16 protein-coding genes are annotated in these 18,762 nt (G+C 62.0%); 12 read left to right on the forward strand and 4 right to left on the reverse strand.

From position 1 onward, the window contains the following. The first annotated feature begins 23 nt into the window (after positions 1-23). A complete protein-coding gene (locus MMAR10_RS07425) occupies positions 24-533 on the forward strand; it encodes a DUF6702 family protein (protein WP_011643370.1) in 510 nt (169 codons plus the stop codon). Between the two features lie 12 nt (positions 534-545). On the opposite strand, the gene MMAR10_RS07430 is transcribed toward MMAR10_RS07425, so the two are convergent. Together MMAR10_RS07430 and MMAR10_RS07435 are read right to left on the reverse strand one after the other, a co-directional pair. Beyond that, a complete protein-coding gene (locus tag MMAR10_RS07430) occupies positions 546-1,274 on the reverse strand; it encodes an SET domain-containing protein-lysine N-methyltransferase (protein ID WP_011643371.1) in 729 nt (242 codons plus the stop codon). A gap of 148 nt (positions 1,275-1,422) precedes the next feature. Next, positions 1,423-2,154, reverse strand: coding sequence for a hypothetical protein (locus MMAR10_RS07435; RefSeq protein WP_011643372.1), 732 nt, complete (start codon positions 2,152-2,154; stop codon positions 1,423-1,425). Positions 2,155-3,239: 1,085 nt separating this feature from the next. On the opposite strand from MMAR10_RS07435, the gene MMAR10_RS07440 reads away from it, so the two are divergent. From MMAR10_RS07440 to MMAR10_RS07455, 4 genes are all read left to right on the forward strand, one after another. Continuing rightward, complete coding sequence (locus MMAR10_RS07440) at positions 3,240-4,283, forward strand: hypothetical protein (protein WP_011643373.1); 1,044 nt, start codon at positions 3,240-3,242, stop codon at positions 4,281-4,283. A gap of 185 nt (positions 4,284-4,468) precedes the next feature. Then, positions 4,469-5,629 carry a Shedu immune nuclease family protein gene (locus tag MMAR10_RS07445; protein WP_041636866.1) on the forward strand — a complete coding sequence of 387 codons (1,161 nt, stop codon included), beginning with the start codon at positions 4,469-4,471 and terminating at the stop codon, positions 5,627-5,629. A 108-nt stretch (positions 5,630-5,737) separates the two neighbouring features. Then, positions 5,738-6,715, forward strand: a complete 978-nt coding sequence (lipA, locus tag MMAR10_RS07450) for a lipoyl synthase (protein WP_011643375.1) — start codon at positions 5,738-5,740, stop codon at positions 6,713-6,715. A gap of 48 nt (positions 6,716-6,763) precedes the next feature. Next, positions 6,764-7,264: a type II toxin-antitoxin system RatA family toxin gene (locus MMAR10_RS07455; RefSeq protein ID WP_011643376.1), complete on the forward strand. Its 501-nt coding sequence runs from the start codon at positions 6,764-6,766 to the stop codon at positions 7,262-7,264. Here MMAR10_RS07455 and MMAR10_RS07460 read toward each other — a convergent pair. Both MMAR10_RS07460 and MMAR10_RS07465 read right to left on the reverse strand, forming a co-directional pair. Then, positions 7,235-7,735: a CinA family protein gene (locus tag MMAR10_RS07460; protein ID WP_011643377.1), complete on the reverse strand. Its 501-nt coding sequence runs from the start codon at positions 7,733-7,735 to the stop codon at positions 7,235-7,237. The two genes, MMAR10_RS07455 and MMAR10_RS07460, sit on opposite strands and share 30 nt — an antisense overlap. After that, positions 7,732-8,886 (reverse strand): bifunctional 2-C-methyl-D-erythritol 4-phosphate cytidylyltransferase/2-C-methyl-D-erythritol 2,4-cyclodiphosphate synthase, encoded by a 1,155-nt coding sequence (locus MMAR10_RS07465; protein ID WP_041637413.1) that lies wholly within the window; start codon positions 8,884-8,886, stop codon positions 7,732-7,734. The genes MMAR10_RS07460 and MMAR10_RS07465 overlap by 4 nt, the downstream gene beginning before the upstream one ends. Before the next feature lie 134 nt (positions 8,887-9,020). On the opposite strand from MMAR10_RS07465, the gene dusB reads away from it, so the two are divergent. The 7 genes from dusB to MMAR10_RS07500 all read left to right on the forward strand — a co-directional run bounded on the left by dusB (position 9,021) and on the right by MMAR10_RS07500 (position 18,754). Continuing rightward, positions 9,021-9,965, forward strand: coding sequence for a tRNA dihydrouridine synthase DusB (gene dusB / locus MMAR10_RS07470; protein ID WP_049755797.1), 945 nt, complete (start codon positions 9,021-9,023; stop codon positions 9,963-9,965). After that, the gene (locus MMAR10_RS16145; RefSeq protein ID WP_011643380.1) at positions 9,962-11,011 is read left to right on the forward strand and encodes a two-component system sensor histidine kinase NtrB; all 1,050 of its coding nucleotides are present in this window, start codon (positions 9,962-9,964) and stop codon (positions 11,009-11,011) included. Before dusB ends, MMAR10_RS16145 begins: the two co-directional genes overlap by 4 nt. Further along, positions 11,008-12,273 carry a sigma-54-dependent transcriptional regulator gene (locus tag MMAR10_RS07480; RefSeq protein WP_011643381.1) on the forward strand — a complete coding sequence of 422 codons (1,266 nt, stop codon included), beginning with the start codon at positions 11,008-11,010 and terminating at the stop codon, positions 12,271-12,273. Before MMAR10_RS16145 ends, MMAR10_RS07480 begins: the two co-directional genes overlap by 4 nt. Before the next feature lie 73 nt (positions 12,274-12,346). Then, positions 12,347-14,560, forward strand: a complete 2,214-nt coding sequence (locus tag MMAR10_RS07485) for a sensor histidine kinase (protein WP_233353879.1) — start codon at positions 12,347-12,349, stop codon at positions 14,558-14,560. Positions 14,561-14,563: 3 nt separating this feature from the next. Continuing rightward, positions 14,564-15,952: a sigma-54-dependent transcriptional regulator gene (locus MMAR10_RS07490; protein WP_011643383.1), complete on the forward strand. Its 1,389-nt coding sequence runs from the start codon at positions 14,564-14,566 to the stop codon at positions 15,950-15,952. A gap of 21 nt (positions 15,953-15,973) precedes the next feature. Next, entirely contained in the window at positions 15,974-17,347 is a 1,374-nt protein-coding gene (gene trkA / locus MMAR10_RS07495; RefSeq protein WP_011643384.1) for a Trk system potassium transporter TrkA, read from the forward strand. Between the two features lie 3 nt (positions 17,348-17,350). Then, complete coding sequence (locus tag MMAR10_RS07500) at positions 17,351-18,754, forward strand: potassium transporter TrkG (protein WP_011643385.1); 1,404 nt, start codon at positions 17,351-17,353, stop codon at positions 18,752-18,754. The last annotated feature ends 8 nt before the right edge of the window (positions 18,755-18,762 follow it).

Here is an 18,762-nt window from a genome sequence, read left to right on the forward strand (position 1 = left end):
CCACAGGAGACCGGTTCAACGAGATGCGTATCCGTTCGACCATCCTGACCGCACTGGCGGGGCTGTCCTTGCTGACAGCCCCGTCATGGGCCCATCGCATGCATGCCGGCGTCACCGAGATTGCCGTCAATGAGCGCACGCAAGAGCTGGAAATCATCCACCGCATCTATGGTCACGACCTGATGGAAGCGCTGGACCGGACCGGCCTTGATGCCGCGACCTTCCTGGCCACGCCGGAAGGCCTGGCCGCGGCCGGGACCTATGCCGGCGAGACTTTCCGCATGGCCGACACGGATGGTGAGCTCCTGGCGCTCAGCTATGTCGGTGCCGAGGCCGATGGCGAGTTTGCCTGGATCTATTTTTCCGCCGCCATTCCTGCGCAGCAGGCCAGCTTCATCGTCGACAATGACCTGCTCGCCGAAACCTTCGACGACCAGGTGATGATGACCAACCTGCGCTTCAACTCGGCTGTCCGCACGGCCATGCAGGGACCGGGACGGCGCGCCCCGGTCCGGGTCCGCTTTTCCGACTAGGGCCCGCCGCGCCTAAACCTTGTGTACGAGCGCCGGACAGCGGCACTCGAAAGACCCGGCCAGTGCGCCTTCGGTGCGGGTATAGTCAAATGTCACCTCATCCCCGGCCGCCAGATCGCGCAGCGCCACGAGGGTCGGCAGTGCGGTCTCCAGGTCATAGACGATTTCGCAACTTGGCTCGCAGGCATGATTGACGAAATGGCCATAACCGGTCGGCTCGACATGGCGATTGTCATCGGTGCGGAAGGAGTAGGGCGTCTGCCTGGCGCCGACCGGTCCGTCAATGCCCAGCAAGACCTCACCGCGTGCCACCGCCTGTTCCAGCACGCTGCCCCAGCCATGGGTCGGTGACCGGTCAAGCCGGACCGCCGGCGCATGCGCCATGACATAGGGCAGGGCACCGCTACCACCGGCACCGGCGATACGTCCGCCCAGCGCCTCGCCGTGCAGGCAGGGCGCCGGCCCGAGGTCGAGCATCACGCCAGCCGCACTGCCCGTTGCCGGCCCCTCGAATTCCAGCATCAGGGCGAGGCGGTCGCCCATCACCATGCCGCGCGCCTCGGCGGGCCGGGCCACACCGTCGCGCTCGGCGATGCGCTCGACCGAGCCGGAGACCCGGCCGTCGGTATCGATCAGCAGCGCGGCACGGTCATACAGCCGCGTCCCGTCGGCGGTGACATGAAAACCGATCAAATGAATCGGCACTGACGCCGTTCTGGTTGCTCCAAGAAACTGCGTCATATCCGAATCCCCAACACAAACAATAGGTCCGGCGAGGTTAGGGGATTTGTGTTGTGGTGCAAGCTTGCGCGGGCGCATTCTGACCAGTCATGAGCGCCATTTTAACAGCGCCTGCAGTGTCGATATGGCCGCTTGGCCCGGTTTCGGACTAGGGACCCGCCTCTCCGCGCTCCTCGGCCAGAAGGTCGAGGATCCGCTCGATCCGCGCCCGCAGGGCTATCAGGATGAGGTGGGTGTTGTCCTGGGTGATATAAGCGCTCTGCAGCGCATCCATGATGTCTCGATCTTCCAGCAGAACCGCGTGATCGATCGCCTCAACCCGGCCAAGCTGTTCGAACCTCTGTGAGGGTTGCCCGGTCAGTTCCAGTGTTTTCGCCCGGATGATGACCCGGCTCAGTTCGGCCACCGGCTCGGCGACTTGCGAGAACTGGAGATACAGGAAGCCGGTATAGCTGTCATATCTGTAGAGTTCGTCGCGCAAGACCGCGTTTCTGATCAGGCGCATCCGGCCCGTCGAGACCAATTCCTCGAACGCGGCGGACGGCGCCGGCAGGCTGCCGATGGAATCCACCAGGGCGAGGTCGGAGGCAAGGAAGTCCTCATCAAGCTGGCCGGCACGAATACCGGTGATCAAGCGGTCCGTGACCTCCAGATACAGCAATTGCCGCGCGATCCCGCTCTCGGTCAGCGCCAATTGCTGCTCGAAATCACGCTCCAGCCGCTCCAGCAGGCTGTGCGTCTCGATCCGCTCCTGCCGCGCCTCATTCCAGTTGTTGACCTGCAGACCGATAAACACGCCAAACACCACGATCAGCGTTTCGATCACCACGGTGAACCAGTCCTGCTTGCGCAGGGCAATGGCAAGACGCCGCAGGATCATGCTTTTCCCCCGGGCTGGACAGCCCGGTCCCTAAAGAGCGCGTTGCGCCCGACAAGGCAAGGCTGGGCGGATTTTCTTCCCCACGCCGTGGGGAAGAAAACAGCCGCCGCCTTTCCCTCTCCCCCGGGAGAGGGTGGCCGAAGGCCGGGTGAGGGGGACATCCCGGTGCCTGGGTGCTGATCCCCCTCATCCGTCGCTCCGCAACACCTTCTCCCCAGGGAGAAGGAAGGCAGCACAGCGGATCGCGCCGAAGCGCGTCCGGGAAAAATGGGGAGGCGAGTATGAGCTCCGACTTTCCTCCCCACAATGTGGGGAGGTGGATCGCCCGCCAGGGCGAGACGGAGGGGTGGCGCCGCAGGCGGCAGGGGCACACTCGCTGACGCTCGGCCCCATCGACCCGACGCTGCGCGCCGGCCCACTTCCCCACGCCGTGGGGAAGAAAAGAGGCACCGCCTTTCCCTCCCCCCCGGGAGAGGGTGGCCGAAGGCCGGGTGAGGGGGAAAGCCCGGTGCCTGGGTGCTGATCCCCCTCATCCGTCGCTCCGCGACACCTTCTCCCCAGGGAGAAGAAAGGCAGCACCGCGGATCGGAGCGTTCGGCGTCCGTCCCCATGTTCATTTTTCCCGGGCGAAGACCCGGGACCCACCGAGCGACCCGTCAAGCAATGCGTTTCCGGCAGATCCCGGATCGCGCCGAAGCGCGTCCGGGAAAAATGGGGAGGCGAGGCGGGCGATCCCACAGCCCGTCAATCAAGCGCGCCGAGCGCGCACTATCCAGACATGAAGCAAGCGCGCCGAGCGCGCTCTGGGCCATAAACCCCTTGCCGGGAGATCGCCGTATCCGTTTCTTCAGCTCAAGGGGCATGCCCGCGAAGCGGCGCCTGCGGCGCCCTTGACCTGAAGAAACGGATACGGCCCGCTGGCTGGCATGGGGTTTATGGGGTGGGGTGCGTTGAAAATTGGTGCTTGTTATCTTTTCCTTCGCAACGAGATCTTTTTAGGTTGGGCCATTTGTACAACACCAATGCAAGTTCCCAGCAAATCCGTATAGGCTGTACCCTCTCTGCTCAATAGGAGACGTTACTAAATGTTAGGCGCAGATTCTTTTGTTTGTTCAGCGTGCATCCAGAACAAGGCCGTTAGTGAAGATTTGTTTCATGGGAGATCCGCCGGGAGATGCGATTTCGATACCGCGCACGGGACCCGTTACCCTGTAATTCTGATCGATGAGGCAGCGCAAATTTTCGATGAAGCATTTCGAAGCGAGTATTGCCTAGGTGGCCAAGAATTTGCCGGCCTCGACAGTCGCGACAAACCGTTTATGACCCAGCGAGGCGAACCTCTAGTCATCTGCGTTCAGGACTTCATGGAGTGTGACGACCAAGTCGCGAATGCCCTAATAGAACATGCGCCTGACGACGGTGTGTACGACGGCGAACCGCCGTTTTATGACCAATGCAGCAACTACGAAATGATCGTCGACGCGTACGAGCGCGAGCAGGCCGAAGCTGAAGATTGGTTAGACTGGACCCATCGCGAACCGCACCCCTTTTTCTCATTTGGCCTAGACGTTAGGGACACTAGAGAACGCATTCAAGCGATGGAGATCGAGGACCCGTTCCTTTGCCGCCTTCTCTTTATTCATCAGGTCGGCGCACTGGAAAAGTTTCTCCACGAGACGTTTCGGACGCTTATTGACATTGATGAAGCTGCGAAGCACCGCTTTGTTTCTTCTACGGACAAACTGAACGGAAAGTCGATTCGTCTCGCGGAGGTGATGACTGATCCGGACATTGTCGAAACACGGATCAATGCTCATCTACATTCGATGTCGTTCCACCATCTGCCGCTCGTCGATAGAATGTTCACTAATGCATTCGGCTTTTCCATTTTCCCGGATGCGGATGGTGACATTGAGCGGTTCAAACGAATTATCGACATGCGGCATGATTGTGTTCACCGGAACGGACACAATAAGGCAACTGGCGAGCTGCACGTCATCTTTCGAAAGCAGCTGTCAGACCACACCGCCGATATCGAACGACTTGGAACTCATGTGCATGAATGTGCCAGGGCCCATCAGGGCTCAATTGAGTCGGGCACTCCGCTAGACCTTGCTGACGTGTTCTAGAACTAGCAGCTTTCCAATAAGCAGGTGTACGCACCCATTTTCCTGGCCGGAGGTCGACCAAGGCGAAACGCCGATACATTCAATCACATCTAACGCTTGCTTCTCTTGAGTGTACAATGTTTGGCTGTTCCTGCGCCTTTCTCTGAGGCTACAGCGTGTCCAATTACACCGAAAGGCTAAGCCGGATGATTGACGAGAACGAGCACAAGTTTTTCCGGGCCCGCCAAGCCACGAAAACATACATTTCAAAAGTTTTTAGTTTTGACACAAAAAATCCTGAGCCCGTCCGAAAAATCCGGATGGTGCTTGATGGATCAGATGAATTATACTTGGGTGAAATTGAAGGCGCTATGTGCCTACGTCTAACAGGAAATATTCGAAAGACTCAGATAACGGCGTTAGTTACCCAAGATGACAAAAAGGTGGAGCGTCTTTCGTTGTTGACGTTCAAAAATCGAGCTGGTGATTGGCTCGAGGCAATTGAAGAGCACGCATTCACATTCAGAGCGAATGAGTTTAATCGGCTTCTAGAGTTCCTAGAGGCGATCAAGTTTGTGGATTTGTCCAATGAAGACAACTTCCACATAGAGGATATTTCCACGCAAGCCGGACACAAGGCTATTATAGACGGCACAGATCGTGTGATCGTCGATCGTGTCAAGAAAATGTCTAGATCAGAACGCGAAGAATTTCTCAAAGAGTTGCGAGGGACGATTTCGAAGGACGAGGTTAACATTCTTCTCGGACGAAAAGATGCGCTTCAAACCTACAGTAATCATCTCAAAATGGACGATTGGGCTGAGTCGGAATGGCAAGATTTTTTCGAGAAAGAGCCGTGGGTGTTTGGCTATGGGCTGGATTACCGGGTCATGCGCCAATTTGACCGCGAAATGACTGTCGGGAGTGGGGGCACTGATAACAAAAACAAGCCGGTCGTCGACTTCTTGATGACCTTTACTGATTACACGGCCTTGGTCGAAATTAAGAAGCCGAGCACCCCGATATTCAGAAAAGGTAGAGGGGGGCGGGCAGGGACGTGGGAATTCAGCAGGGAATTCACGAGCGCTGTCTCCCAGGTACTTGAACAAAAGGCTGAATGGCTTTCATTTGCGCAAGTAGGCCAACAGTACAATCACGCAGGAAATGAGCGCCTCGCCGCGCGGACTCGAAACGCGAAGACCATCCTCGTTGTCGGGTCTCTGTTAGAATTCAATAGCGAAGATCGACGAAGCGCCGATATTAAACGGGATACATTTGAATTGTTTCGCCGCGAAAACAGGAGCCTGGAGATCGTAACATTCGACGAACTGCTCGACCGTGCTCAGTTCATCGTTCGAGATCGCTAGCAGCGCACCGCTCCGTGATATTTCCAGAATTCATTCTTCGACCCCCACCCCCACACACCACAGCCCCAAAACCTTGCCACATCGCGCCCCACATCATACATCGCCCCCATGGCCAATCTGATCGACAACACCGCCCGTTCCGCTGCCTCTGACGCGCGCGCGGCTCGCCATCCGGAAAAGCAGAAGCGCGCGGATACGCCGGTGCTTCGCAAGCCGGACTGGATCCGGGTCAAGGCGCCGTTGGGCAAGACGTTTTCCGAGACCCAGAAAATCGTCAAGGATGGCGGTCTGGTGACGGTGTGCGAGGAGGCGGGCTGTCCCAATATCGGTGAGTGCTGGGAGCAAAAGCACGCCACTTTCATGATCCTGGGCGATACCTGCACCCGCGCCTGTTCCTTCTGCAACGTCAAGACCGGCCTGCCGGCCGCGGTCGACACGGACGAGCCGCGCCGTGTGGCCGAGGCGGTGGCGCAGATGGGTCTCAATCATGTCGTCATCACGTCTGTGGACCGCGATGATCTCGATGATGGCGGGGCGCAGCATTTCGTCGACGTGATCGAGGCGATCCGCGCCGCGACGCCCTCGACGACGATCGAGATCCTGACCCCGGACTTCCTGCGCAAGCCGGGCGCCGCCGAAGCGGTGATCGATGCCAGGCCGGACGTGTTCAACCATAATCTGGAGACGGTGCCGCGGCTGTATTTGTCGATCCGTCCGGGCGCGCGCTATTTCCATTCGCTGCGGCTTCTGGAGCGGGTCAAGGATCGCGATCCGGCGCAATTCACCAAGTCGGGCATCATGGTCGGGCTGGGCGAGAGCAAGGAAGAAGTCATGCAGGTGATGGACGATATGCGTTCTGCCGGCATCGATTTTCTCACCATCGGCCAGTATCTGCAGCCGACCCGCAAGCATGCCGCCGTTGACCGTTTCGTGCATCCCGATGAGTTCAAGGCCTATGAGACGATCGCCCGCGCCAAGGGTTTCCTCATGGTCTCGGCGACGCCGCTGACCCGCTCAAGCCATCATGCCGGTGATGATTTCGCCAAGCTGCGCGCGGCCCGCGAGCAGATGATGGCGCGCGGCTGATCGCGTTCAGGCGGGCTGTGAGGGCAAGGGCAGTGGCAGGGGGCGAAGATGGTTGTTGAAGTCCGCGAACGCCTGCGCCTCTTTCATGCCGCCGATGATCTCTATGACCTGGTCAGCGATGTCCGTCGCTATCCGCAATTCATCCCCCAGATCACGGCCATGCGCGTGCTCGATGAGCGGTTTGACGGGTCGCGCTTTGAGCTGACTGCGGAAGCACGCGTGCGCTATAAATTCGTCACCGAGCGTTTCACCTCGAAGGTCGAGGCCGACCGGGCCGTGCGGCGGATCGATGTCGGCTTTGTCGCCGGGCCCTTCCGGGTGCTGGAAAACCATTGGCGCTTTCACGCCCTGACCGACGGGTCCTGCCTGGTTGATTTTTCGATCCGTGCCGCCTTCAGGAATGCCATCCTGCAAATGCTGCTGGAGAGCAATCGCGAGCGTGCCGGCCGGGTCCTGATCGGCAAATTCTCGGCCGAGGCCGAGCGTCGCTATCAAACCTGCGGTGATCCCGCCCTCGACCTAGCCGAAGAGATCAACGCCATCGGCTAGCAGGTCCAGCGCCGTGGCGACGCTGGCCAGGCGGACCGCGTCGCGTCCGCGATCACCAAAACGGCAGACTTCGGTGCGGGTCGGCTTGTCGCGGCAGGCGAGCCCGAAATGCACCAGGCCGGCCGGCTTGTGGTCTGAGCCACCCGGGCCGGCGATTCCCGTGATCGAAACGGCGATATCGGCGTTCGAGCGCAACAGGGCCTCGTCCGCCATGCGCCGGGCGACTTCGCTGGAGACCGCGCCATTGGCCGCGATCACCCGCGCCGGAATGCCCAGCATCTCGGTCTTGGCGGCGTTGGAATAGGTCACGAAACCACGGTCGACCACGTCTGACGAGCCGGGGATTTCCGTCAGCAGGCCGGCGACCAGCCCGCCGGTGCAACTCTCTGCCGTGGCGACCATCACACCGGCCGTGCGGGCGCGGTCAATCAGGGTTTCCGCCTGTTCGATCAGGGCGTGGTTGAACATCATGTTGTCAGTCTCGCTGTCACAATGGCCTGGGCAGCCAGGCCTTCGCCGCGCCCGGTAAAGCCGAGTTTTTCCGTCGTGGTCGCTGCGATATTGACCCGCTTTTCCGGCAGCCCGGTCAGCTCCGCGACCCGTGCCCGCATGGCGTCGCGATGGGGGCCGATCTTGGGCCGTTCGGCGATCAGGGTGATGTCGGCATGGACGAGCTCGCCGCCGACCTGTTTGAGGAGCTTGATGGCGTGCAACAGGAAGGCGTCGGACGCGGCGCCCTTCCATTGCGGGTCCGAGGGCGGGAAATGCTGGCCGATATCACCGGCTCCCGCAGCGCCCAGGACGGCATCGGTGAGCGCGTGCAGGCCGGCATCGGCGTCGGAATGGCCGATCAGGCCCAGCCCGGCCCGTATCTCGACGCCGCACAGCCACATCACATCCGCCGGCTCGAGCCGGTGCACATCATAGCCCTGACCGGTGACGGTGATCGTCTCGCTCATGATCTGTCTTTCTGCCCGTTCGAAATCGGCCCGGGTCGTCAGCTTGAAATTCTCCGCCTCACCGGGAACCAGCGCAACCTCACCCCCCGCGGCGCGGATCACCGCGGCATCATCGGGCAGGGCGGTGTCGCCCAGCCGGGCATAGGCTTTGAGCAGTGGCGCCAGATGGAAGGCCTGCGGCGTTTGAGCGGCGTAAAGGCCATCGCGGGAGACCGGGTCTCCCATCCTCGCATCGCCGCCGCGAAACAGGGCATCGGCGACCGGCAGGGCCGGGATCACGGCGGGATGGTCGGCGAGGGCCTTCACCAGACGGTCGATCAGCGCGTCGCCGAGGAATGGCCGGGCCGCATCATGGATCATCACTGCGTCGAGACCCAGATCACGGGCCCGCTCCAGACCGGCGCGCACCGAGGCGGTCCGGGTCGCGCCGCCGGGCACTGTATCCAATTTAATGTCGAGTTCGGCCTCAACGGCGGCGATGTGGTCGGCATCGGCCGGATTGACCACCACGATGATGCTGTCGAACACCTCACGATGAAGCAGACGAAGAAGCGTATGGGTGAGTACGAAGAAGCCACCCAGTCGCCGATACTGTTTGGGCACCCCGCCACCGGCCCGTTCACCGCGTCCGGCGGCAACAATGACAGCAGCGATCTTCATCAACAGGCCTCGTGGATTGCCGCAGCGCAGCATACTCGCTAGCCTTTGGCCTTACGACGCACACCGAGGATTTGTCCAGCCGCATGCGCTTTTCAATCGACAGCCACGCCATTGAAATACCGACGGTCCTGGCGCCGATGTCCGGTGTGACAGACCTGCCGTTCCGGCGCCAGGCGCAGCGTTTCGGCGCCGGCATGGTGGTCTCCGAAATGGTCGCCTCGGACGCTTTGGCCGCCGGTCGCCGCGACATGATCCGCAAGGCAGCACTCGACGCCTCGTTGAAGCCCTGCGTCATCCAGCTCGCCGGACGGCAGGCCCACTGGATGTCGGAAGGGGCCCGGATTGCCGAGGATGCGGGTGCCGAAGTCATTGATATCAATATGGGTTGTCCGGCCCGGCAGGTGACAAAGGGCCTGTCCGGCTCGGCCCTGATGCGCGATCTCGACCACGCCCTGACCCTGATCGAAGCCACCGTCGGCGCTACCAGCAAACCGGTCACCCTCAAGATGCGCCTCGGCTGGGACCATGCCAGCCTGAACGCTCCCGAGCTCGCCAGACGGGCCCGCGATGCCGGTGTGAAACTGCTCACCGTGCATGGGCGCACCCGCCAGCAATTCTACAAGGGTCAGGCCGATTGGGCTGCCGTCCGCAAGGTGGTAGAGGCGGTCGACCTGCCGGTCATCGTCAATGGTGATATCCACACCACGGCGGATGCCCGCGCGGCCCTGGACCAATCCGGCGCTGCCGCGGTGATGGTCGGTCGTGCGGCCCAGGGTCGGCCCTGGCTGCTCGGCGAAATCGGCCGTGAACTGCTGGGTGAGCCGGCGGCCCGAACGCCCTGGAACGACAAGATCGACGCGCTCGGCCAGCAATTCGATGACTGCCTTGAGCACTATGGCGAAGGCCTGGGTATCCGCATGATGCGCAAGCATTTTGCCAGCTTTTGTGATGTCGAATGCGAGGTCGGGGACCTGGACTGGGTGCGGGCCCAGCGGGCCATCCTGTGTCGGTCCGACCGGCCGGCCGATGTCCATGCAGCGCTGGACGGCTTGCGGTCGCTCGATGGGCGGGCGGTGGCATGACGGCAGCGATCGAACCCAGCGCTGCCGCCCTGGCCGCCGATCAGGCTGCTATCCCCATTCTCATTTTCAGCGACGAGGCGCGCTGTGTCTGGGCCAATACCCAGGCCGAGGAATGGCTCGGCCTGTCGATCCGGAACATCCGAAAAAGCCGGTTCGGGGAATTGTCGGCTGTCTGCGCGCACCTCGCCGACATTGTCGATCAAGCCTGTGATGCGCGCCGGACCCTGGTGGCGCTGGGCCGACCACTGGGCGGGGCCGGGCTCTATGATGTCCATGCCCGCTGGTCTGACCAGCATGAACAGCTCGCCCTTTCGGTCCTGCCCCACCAATCCATGGGCGCCAAGGCGTCTGAAGCGCCAGCGCTGGGTTTCGGCCGCATGCTCGCGCACGAATTGAAGAACCCGCTGGCAAGCGTTCGCGGGGCGGCGCAACTGATCCGGCGCGAGACCGAGCTGGAAGGCGCACGTGATCTGGCCCGCTTGATCATCCAGGATGTCGACCGCATCACCCGGCTGGCTGACCATTGGAGCCGGGTCGGCGATATCCGCTTGGGCGAGCAGTCGGAGATCAATCTCAACCTGCTGGCAGTGAGTGCGATGGAGAGCCTCAACCGGGCTGATCCGGCCACGATCGGTGTCCTGCGCGAGAATTTTGACCCATCCCTGCCGTCAATCAATGGCGATCCGGACCTGCTGATGCAGGCCGTCCTGAATCTGATCCAGAATGCCTTCGATGCCGTGCGGTCCGATCCCGGCGGGACGATTACCGTGGAGACCCGCTACGATGCCGGTCCACGTAGCCGGTCAAGCGGGCATCCCACGCCGCTGGTCCTCTCGGTTCGCGACAATGGTCCCGGCATTCCGGAATCGCTCGGACCGGGTATCTTTACACCGTTTGTGACGACCAAACCCGCCGGCGAAGGTCTGGGGCTGGCATTCGCGGCCCGGATTGCCGCGCTGCACGACGGGCAGATCGACTTTGAAAGCCGCCCGGGAACCACCGTGTTCAATATCCGCCTGCCGATTGCCAAGAAGGATTTGCCGTGACCGCCCGCATCCTGTTGCTCGAAGACGATGAAAGCCTGAAACTGATCCTCTCCCGTGCGTTGGGCTCTGCGGGATACCAGGTCCGGGCCACGGCATCGCCGGATACCGCGCTGAACTGGATTCGCAACGGTGAGGGCGACCTCCTGCTCGCGGATGTTTTGCTCGACGGTAGTAATTTCCTTGAGAATCTCGGACTGGTCGCACGATTGCGACCGCAAATGCCGGTCATCGTGATGAGCGCACAAGCCACGGCTTCGACGGCGATCAGCGCCGCCAAGGGCGGCGTGTTCGAGTATTTGCCCAAGCCGTTCGACCTGGACGACATGATCTCGGCGGTGTCGGCTGCGCTCGGCGAGGAGGCCAAGGCTGGCCGGCGCAAGATGACCGAGGAGCCGACCGGTTTTATCGGCCAGTCCGCCGCCATGCAGTCGGCCTTCAAGGCCATCGCCCGCGCCGCCACCAGCCAGGCCCACGTCATGATCATGGGGGAACCCGGGGTCGGCAAGCGCCAGGCTGCCGAGGCCCTGCTGCGAGCGCGCGGGATTTCGTCTGATGATGCCGTCGTGGTGACGCCCTCAAACCCGGTCGCCGAAATATTCGCTTCAACCCAGTCAGCCAAACAGGTCGTGTGGTTGCGCTTGGAGGAATGGAGCTCAGAGCAACAGCGTGCCGCACGCGACGCTCTGGACGCCGGAGTTGGCCGGGTCATTGCCACAGCCTCTCAATCGCCGGAGGCGGGCCTTGATCCGCGTTTGCTCGGGCGCTTGTCCGAGTGCCTCATTTCTGTTCCGCCCTTGCGCGAAAGACGCAGTGACATACCGGCCCTGTGCGACGCCTTCCTGGGTCAGTTCGCACGCCGGGACAATCAAGACCTGGTGCGCCTCGACAAGGATGCCGTTCAATACCTTGAGGGCTCGGCCTGGACCGGCAATGTCGTCGAGTTGCGCTCCGTCCTGTCGCGCTTGTCGCTGGCGACCCGGGGCAGGGTGGCTGGCCTGGACGATGTCATGACCGCCATCATGGCCGATGCCGGAGATGCTCGCGAAGCCCTCGATGTGCACGCCAATGCGATTGCGGCCCTGTCCCTGAGCCGGACGAGTGCCCGGGCCGTGGCCATTGATGCGGTCGACCGGGCCCTGTTCAGCCAGGCTCTGGATAGGTGTGGCGGCAATCGATCCCGAGCCGCTGACCTGTTGGGTCTGAATCGGAACACGCTCGCTCGGCGCTTGGCTGAACTGGACCCGGACAGCGACGACATGTGACCTGTGCGGCACGGGTGTTGATTGTGTGCAACAACGGAGTAATGATGCGCTTCTGCAACATGTGAGACCACACTTGCCGAACGCTGACCCGAAGCCCCTGATCCGAAACATATCGCCGCGCTCTGCGGCTCTGTTCGGGATCGGCTTTGTTGCCTCCGCGGTTTTCCTGACCATCGCGGCAACCGGGCTGCTGGGCGATAATGGCGTGATGCGTTTGAGTGATCGCACCGCCATGGCGATGTTGATCGGCAATTCGGTGTTGATCGCCGGATTGGCAGGCGTCGTGATTGTCCGGTTTGTCCGGCGGGTCCGGGCTCGCCGTTTCGGGGAGCCGACACCGCGTCTGCACCTGCGTTTCGTCGCCCTGTTTTCGCTGGCAGCCGCTGCCCCGGCCATCCTGGCCGCGTTGTTTCTGGGGGCAGTCCTGAACCGCGGCGTCGATTACTGGTTTGGCGAGCGTATCTCGACCGTGGTCGACGGGACAGCCACGGTAGCCCGCGAAATCTATGAGCGCGAGACCACTGAAGCCGGGTACAAGCTCGCCGCGATGGCCGAAGCCTTGAATCGCCCGGACGCCGTGGAAACCTTCAGCACCAGCCGCATCCAATTCATTTGGGGTTTGAGCTCGCTGGCGGCGGAACAGCGTTTCTCGGCGGCTTATGTAGTCGATGGGCGCGGCAATCTACTGGCCCAGACGCGGTTCCAGGAAAACGAACCTTATGTGGCGCCTTCGACGCGTCTCTATGAACTTGCCAGCGACGGCGGGGTCGCCGTATCGACACCGGAATTCTCGCCAGTCGGGGCTGACGTCGTCAGACTATTGCACCAGCTGGAAGCCTATGACGACGCCTATCTGTTCGTGTCCATTCCCATGAATGTGGACTTGTTCCGGCAGATGGAGGAAGCCCGTGTCGCCCTGCGCCGGGCCGACGAACAGGAGTCCTCGATCCGGCAGACCTTCTTCCTGCTGTATTTCGAGGTCGCTGCCCTGATCCTGATTGGCTCGGTGTGGTTGGGACTGAGCGCGGCCACACGGGTCGTCACGCCGATTTCCCGTCTCGTCGCCGCTGCCGAACGTGTCCGTCGCGGTGATCTTGAAGCGCGGGTGCAAATGGGCCGCGACGATGACGAGATCGCGGCCTTGGCCAGGGCTTTCAACCGGATGACCCGGCAATTGCGGACCCAGCGCCGCGAGTTGATCGAGAGCCATGCGGAAAGCGAACAACGTCGCGCCTTTATTGAAGCCATTCTGGCTGGCGTTCGAGCCGGTGTCATCGGGCTGGACAAGGATGACAAGGTCACCCTGATCAACCGCTCGGCGATCGCCATGCTGTCGCCGGGGGCTGACGACAGGATCGGGACCCACCTTGAAGACATTACGCCAGCACTGGCCGATCTCGTCCTCGATGCCCGGCGCCGGCCCGGCTCGGTTGCCGAGGCGCAGATAGACCTTGAGACGCCGGATGAGCAGATCCGCCACATCACTGCGCGGGCCTCATTGGATGAAGAAGCCGGGTTGGTCATCACTTTTGACGATGTGACCCGCCTGGTAACGGCGCAGCGCAATGCAGCCTGGCGGGAGGTCGCCCGCCGGATCGCCCACGAGATCAAGAACCCGCTGACACCGATCCAGCTGTCCGCCGAGCGCATCAAGCGCAAATACCGGGCGGAGATATCCAGCGACCTCGAGACCTTTGACCGGTGCACGGAAACAATCATCCGTCAGGTCAGCGATATCGGTCGCATGGTGGACGAGTTCTCGTCCTTTGCCCGCATGCCGCAGCCGAAGGTGGAGGCGGTGGAGCTGGGTGAGCTGACCAAGTCGGCGGTGTTTGCGCGGCGCGTGGCCTCCGCTTCGGTTGATGTCACCTTCGACAAGCCGGATCAGCCCGTACTCGGACTGTGTGACGCGCGACTGTCCAGCCAGGCCCTTGCCAACATTCTGAAGAATGCTTCGGAAAGCGTTGAAGCACGTATGGAAAAGGACGGTGGTGCCGGCTCCATATCGGTGCAACTGACCGAGCGGGACGGATCCGCGATCATCGAAGTGACAGACAATGGTCTGGGTTGGCCGACACCCAATCGGGAACGGCTGACCGAGCCTTATATGACCACGCGCGAGAAGGGGACCGGGCTGGGCCTGGCGATCGTCAAACGCGTGATGGAAGACCACAAGGGGCGGCTCGAACTCGACCTGCCTGCGTCGGGAAGCGGCGCCGTCGTGCGCCTGATCTTCCCGCTCGCCGACCTGCCGGAACAAGAACTTCAAAGCATACAGGAGGCCTGATCAATGGCTCGCGACATTCTGATCGTGGACGATGAGGCGGATATCCGCGAGCTGATCGGCGGCTTGCTGGAAGATGACGGGTATGAGACCCGCGAAGCAGCTGATGCCGACGGCGCCCTGGCCGAGATCCGGGCGCGCAAGCCATCCCTGGTCATACTCGACGTCTGGCTGCAGGGCAGCCGTCTGGATGGTATCGAACTGCTCGACGAGTTCCGCTCGATCGATGCCAATATGCCGGTCATCGTGATCTCCGGTCACGGCACGATCGAAACCGCGGTCGCGGCGATCCGCAAGGGAGCCTATGACTTCCTGGAAAAACCGTTCAAGAGCGACAAATTGCTGCTGACGGTCACGCGCGCCCTGGAAACCAGCCGTTTGCGCCAGGAAAATGCGCAATTGCGGGCCCGCAGCGAGGCTCAGAGCTCCCTGATCGGTGAGTCCAGCGGGATTGTTCAGGTCCGCCAGCTGATTGACCGGGTCGCCCCGACCAATAGCCGCGTCCTCATCCGGGGACCGTCCGGCGCCGGCAAGGAATTGGTCGCCCGCCTCATTCATGAAAACTCGCCCCGAGCCGAGGCCGATTTCGTGCCGGTCAGCGCGCCTGGCATGTCGCCAGAGGGCGTCGAGGAAGAATTGTTTGGCCGCGAAAACGCGGATGGCAGCGTCAAACATGTCGGACTGCTGGAACGGGCGCATGGCGGGACACTCTATCTCGACGAGATTGCCGACATGCCGCGGGAAACCCAGAGCAAGCTGCTGCGCCTTCTGGTCGAGCAACGCTTCCGCAGAATTGGCGGAGCGGCGGATGTACAGGTTAATGTGAGGGTGATTTCGTCGACCGCACAGGACCTCGCCAGCCGGATCCAGGGCGGAGATTTCCGCGAGGACCTCTATCACCGTCTGGCTGTGGTTCCGGTGCAGGTGCCACCGCTGGCGGACCGCCGGGAGGACATTCCGCCTCTGGTCGCCCATTTTGTCCAGCGCCTGACCGCCGCTGCCGGCCTGCCGCGGCGCAAGTTCGGGGATGACGTCATGGCCGCTCTCCAGGCCCATGGCTGGCCCGGAAATGTCAGGCAGTTACGTAACAATATCGAGCGCTTGTTGATCCTGGCGACCGGATCACTCGATGAACCGATCACGCTGGACTCGCTGCCGTCCGAAGTCGTTACGCGTGACAATCAGGATGTCGGCTATGATGCCGAGAAAATGATCGCCCTGTCCTTGCGGGAAGCACGGGAGAATTTCGAGCGGGAATACCTCAAGGCACAGATTGACCGCTTCGGCGGCAATATTTCACGCACGGCCGCTTTCATCGGAATGGAGCGCTCGGCCTTGCATCGCAAACTGAAATCGCTTGGTGTGGGCAGCCCTCAACGTGAGGGCGCGGTCTAGCGCGGAACGGATGGATCGGACATGAAAGCGATAGTCTGCGGAGCAGGGCAGGTTGGCGTCGGTATCGCACGGGCGCTGGCCCGTGAGGGCAATTCCGTCACCGTCGTCGACTGGTCGACCGAGCTGGTCGACAATGTGGTCACCGACCTTGATGTGCAGGGTGTGGTCGGTCACGGCTCGCATCCGGACGTGCTGGAACGCGCCGGAGCGCGTCAGGCCGATCTTCTGGTCGCCGTCACCCATTCCGACGAAACCAATATGGTTGCCTGCCAGGTCGCCCACTCGCTGTTTCACACGCCGACCCGGATCGCGCGGGTGAGGGCACAGAACTATCTCGACCCGGCCTGGGGCGATTTGTTCTCGACCGGTAATATGCCGGTGGATGTGGTGATTTCGCCCGAGCTGGAAGTTGGCCGGGCCATTTTGCAGCGTGTGGAGACGCCGGGCGCATTCAATACCGCCGTCTTTTCGGGTGGTCGCGTCCAATTGCTGGGACTGCGCCTGGACGAGCATTCACCGGTCGCAGGTTCGACGACCGAGCAAGTGATGGAATTATTCCCGGACCTGCGACTGGCTGTCGTCGGTGTGCAGCGCGAACAGACCCTGTTCATCCCCAAGATGCATGACCCGCTCCTGGCGGGTGACGACGTCTATGTGGTGACCGAAAGCCGGCAGGTCCGGCGCATCCTCGACATTTTCGGACGCAGTTCGGAACAGATCCGCCGTGTGGTGGTGGTCGGGGCGGGCAATATCGGGGTCTATGTGGCCCGGGCGCTGGAACGGGCCGGTGGCGTGAAAGTGCGCCTGATCGAGGCCAACAAGGCCCGAGCCGAAGCGGCTGCGGAAAGCCTCAAGAAAACCGTTGTCCTGCATGGCGATGGCCTTGATGCCAAATTGATGCATGAGGCCGGTGTCCGCGAAGCCGAACTGGTCGTGTGCGTCACCAATGACGACAAGGTCAACATGCTGTCGGCGGTCATGGCCAAGCGGGAAGGGGCGGAACGCGCGCTCTCGCTGATCAATGATCGTGGCTTTGAGGGGCTTCGCGACGCACTGGGAATCGACGTGCTGATCGATCCGCGGGCGACCACGGTCTCGACCATCCTGCAGCATATCCGTCGCGGCCGGATTACCGGACTTCAGAGCCTTGGCGGCGGGCAGGCGGAGGCCCTGGAGGGGATTGCACTGTCCACATCGCCCCTGGTTGGCAAGACGCTGGACGAGCTGGAGCTCCCTGACGGCGTTGCCCTGGGGGCCGTTGTCCGGGGCGACAAGGTGATACTGCCGTGCGATGAGGGCCGGATCCGGGAAAATGACCGGGTCTTGCTGTTCTGCAACACCGCGCTCATCCCCAAGGTCGAGCATCTCTTCCGTGTCAGCCTCGAATACTTCTGAGCCATGACACCCGTCGCCTTCCTCCGGCCGCTTGGCGCCTTGTGGGTCTTGCTGGCCGGCGTCGCGCTGATCGCTGCCTTTGTGGCCGCAGCGATCGGTGAGACACATCTGGCGCCCCTGTTCGGCACCACGGCACTGATTGCCTTCATTCCCGGTATTTTCATTCTCAGCGCCACGCGCGGCTTGCGATCGAAAGCCAGCGCACTTGATGCGCTGGGTCTCGCACTATTGTCCTGGATCACGGCACCTGCCATGGCCGCGCTGCCGTTCTGGCTGACCGGCTATTTCGACCCGATCGATGCCGTGTTTGAGGCCTACTCAGCCGTCACCACGACCGGCGCAACCTTGTTGCCGGCCGATGAGTTGCCGCGCTCGCTCATCTTCTGGCGGGCAATCCTGGCCTGGCTGGGCGGCTATGCGACCTTGCTGCTGGCGATCGGGATTTTTGCTGCGCTTGACCGCGATGTCCCGGCGATCCGCAAATCGGCGCTGCTGACCTTGCGCTCGGACGACGTCTTTTCGCACTTGCCGCTGGCCGCCAAAAGGGTCGGCATCGTCTATGCGACCCTGACCTCGCTGGTGTGGCTCGGTCTCCTCTTCGGCGGCAATGGCCTGTTCGATTCCACGGTCCTGTCGATGAGCGCCATCTCGACCAGCGGCTATACGGTCGAGGATGGCGGGCTGCTGGCCACGATCGGCCCGATCTCGACCTTCTGGGTCGTCATCGGTTGCCTGGTCGGTTCGCTCAATATCGCCCTGTTCTGGGATGTGCTGCGCGACCGCTCGGTGCTGCGTGACCCTGACATCGCCGGCATCGCAGCCTTGATCATCGGCCTGGCGGCCTTCTTCATCCTGGCGCGTCCCGGCGCACCCTTTTCCGACGTGATCGACGCCGCCTTCATAGTCTCGACCAGCGGCTTTTCCGCCGGCGGAGGTGTCATCCCCGCACTGGCCGCTTCGATCTTCGTGGTCCTCATCGGAGGCTCCGCAGCCTCGACGACGGGCGGTATCAAGGTGTCGCGGATTTTGCTGTTGTGGAAGCGCATGGGGGCCGAGCTCGCCATCCTGTCCGACCCGCGCAGCGTGGTCCCGGTCAGTTTCCGCGGACGCCGTGTCCGCGAGACCGCGCTGGTCGGCGTCTGGTCCTATGTGCTCGCCTTTGTCGCCGCGATCGGATTTGGCACAATGGCCCTGACCGCGACCGGCCTCGACTTCGAAACCGCCTTCATTGCGATGGCGGCATCGCTGGCCAATATCGGCCCCATGCTCGATCAATCGCAACCGCTGGCCAGCTGGACGCAAATCCCGGATCAATCCAAGCCGATCCTTATTTCAGCCATGATCTTGGGGCGTTTAGAAGTCCTCGCGGCGGTGGCTGCGGTCTGGGCAATCTTCATCAGGAAGTGACGGAACTT

Origin of the sequence: Maricaulis maris MCS10 (genome assembly GCF_000014745.1) — a bacterium.
GTDB lineage: Bacteria > Pseudomonadota > Alphaproteobacteria > Caulobacterales > Maricaulaceae > Maricaulis > Maricaulis maris_A.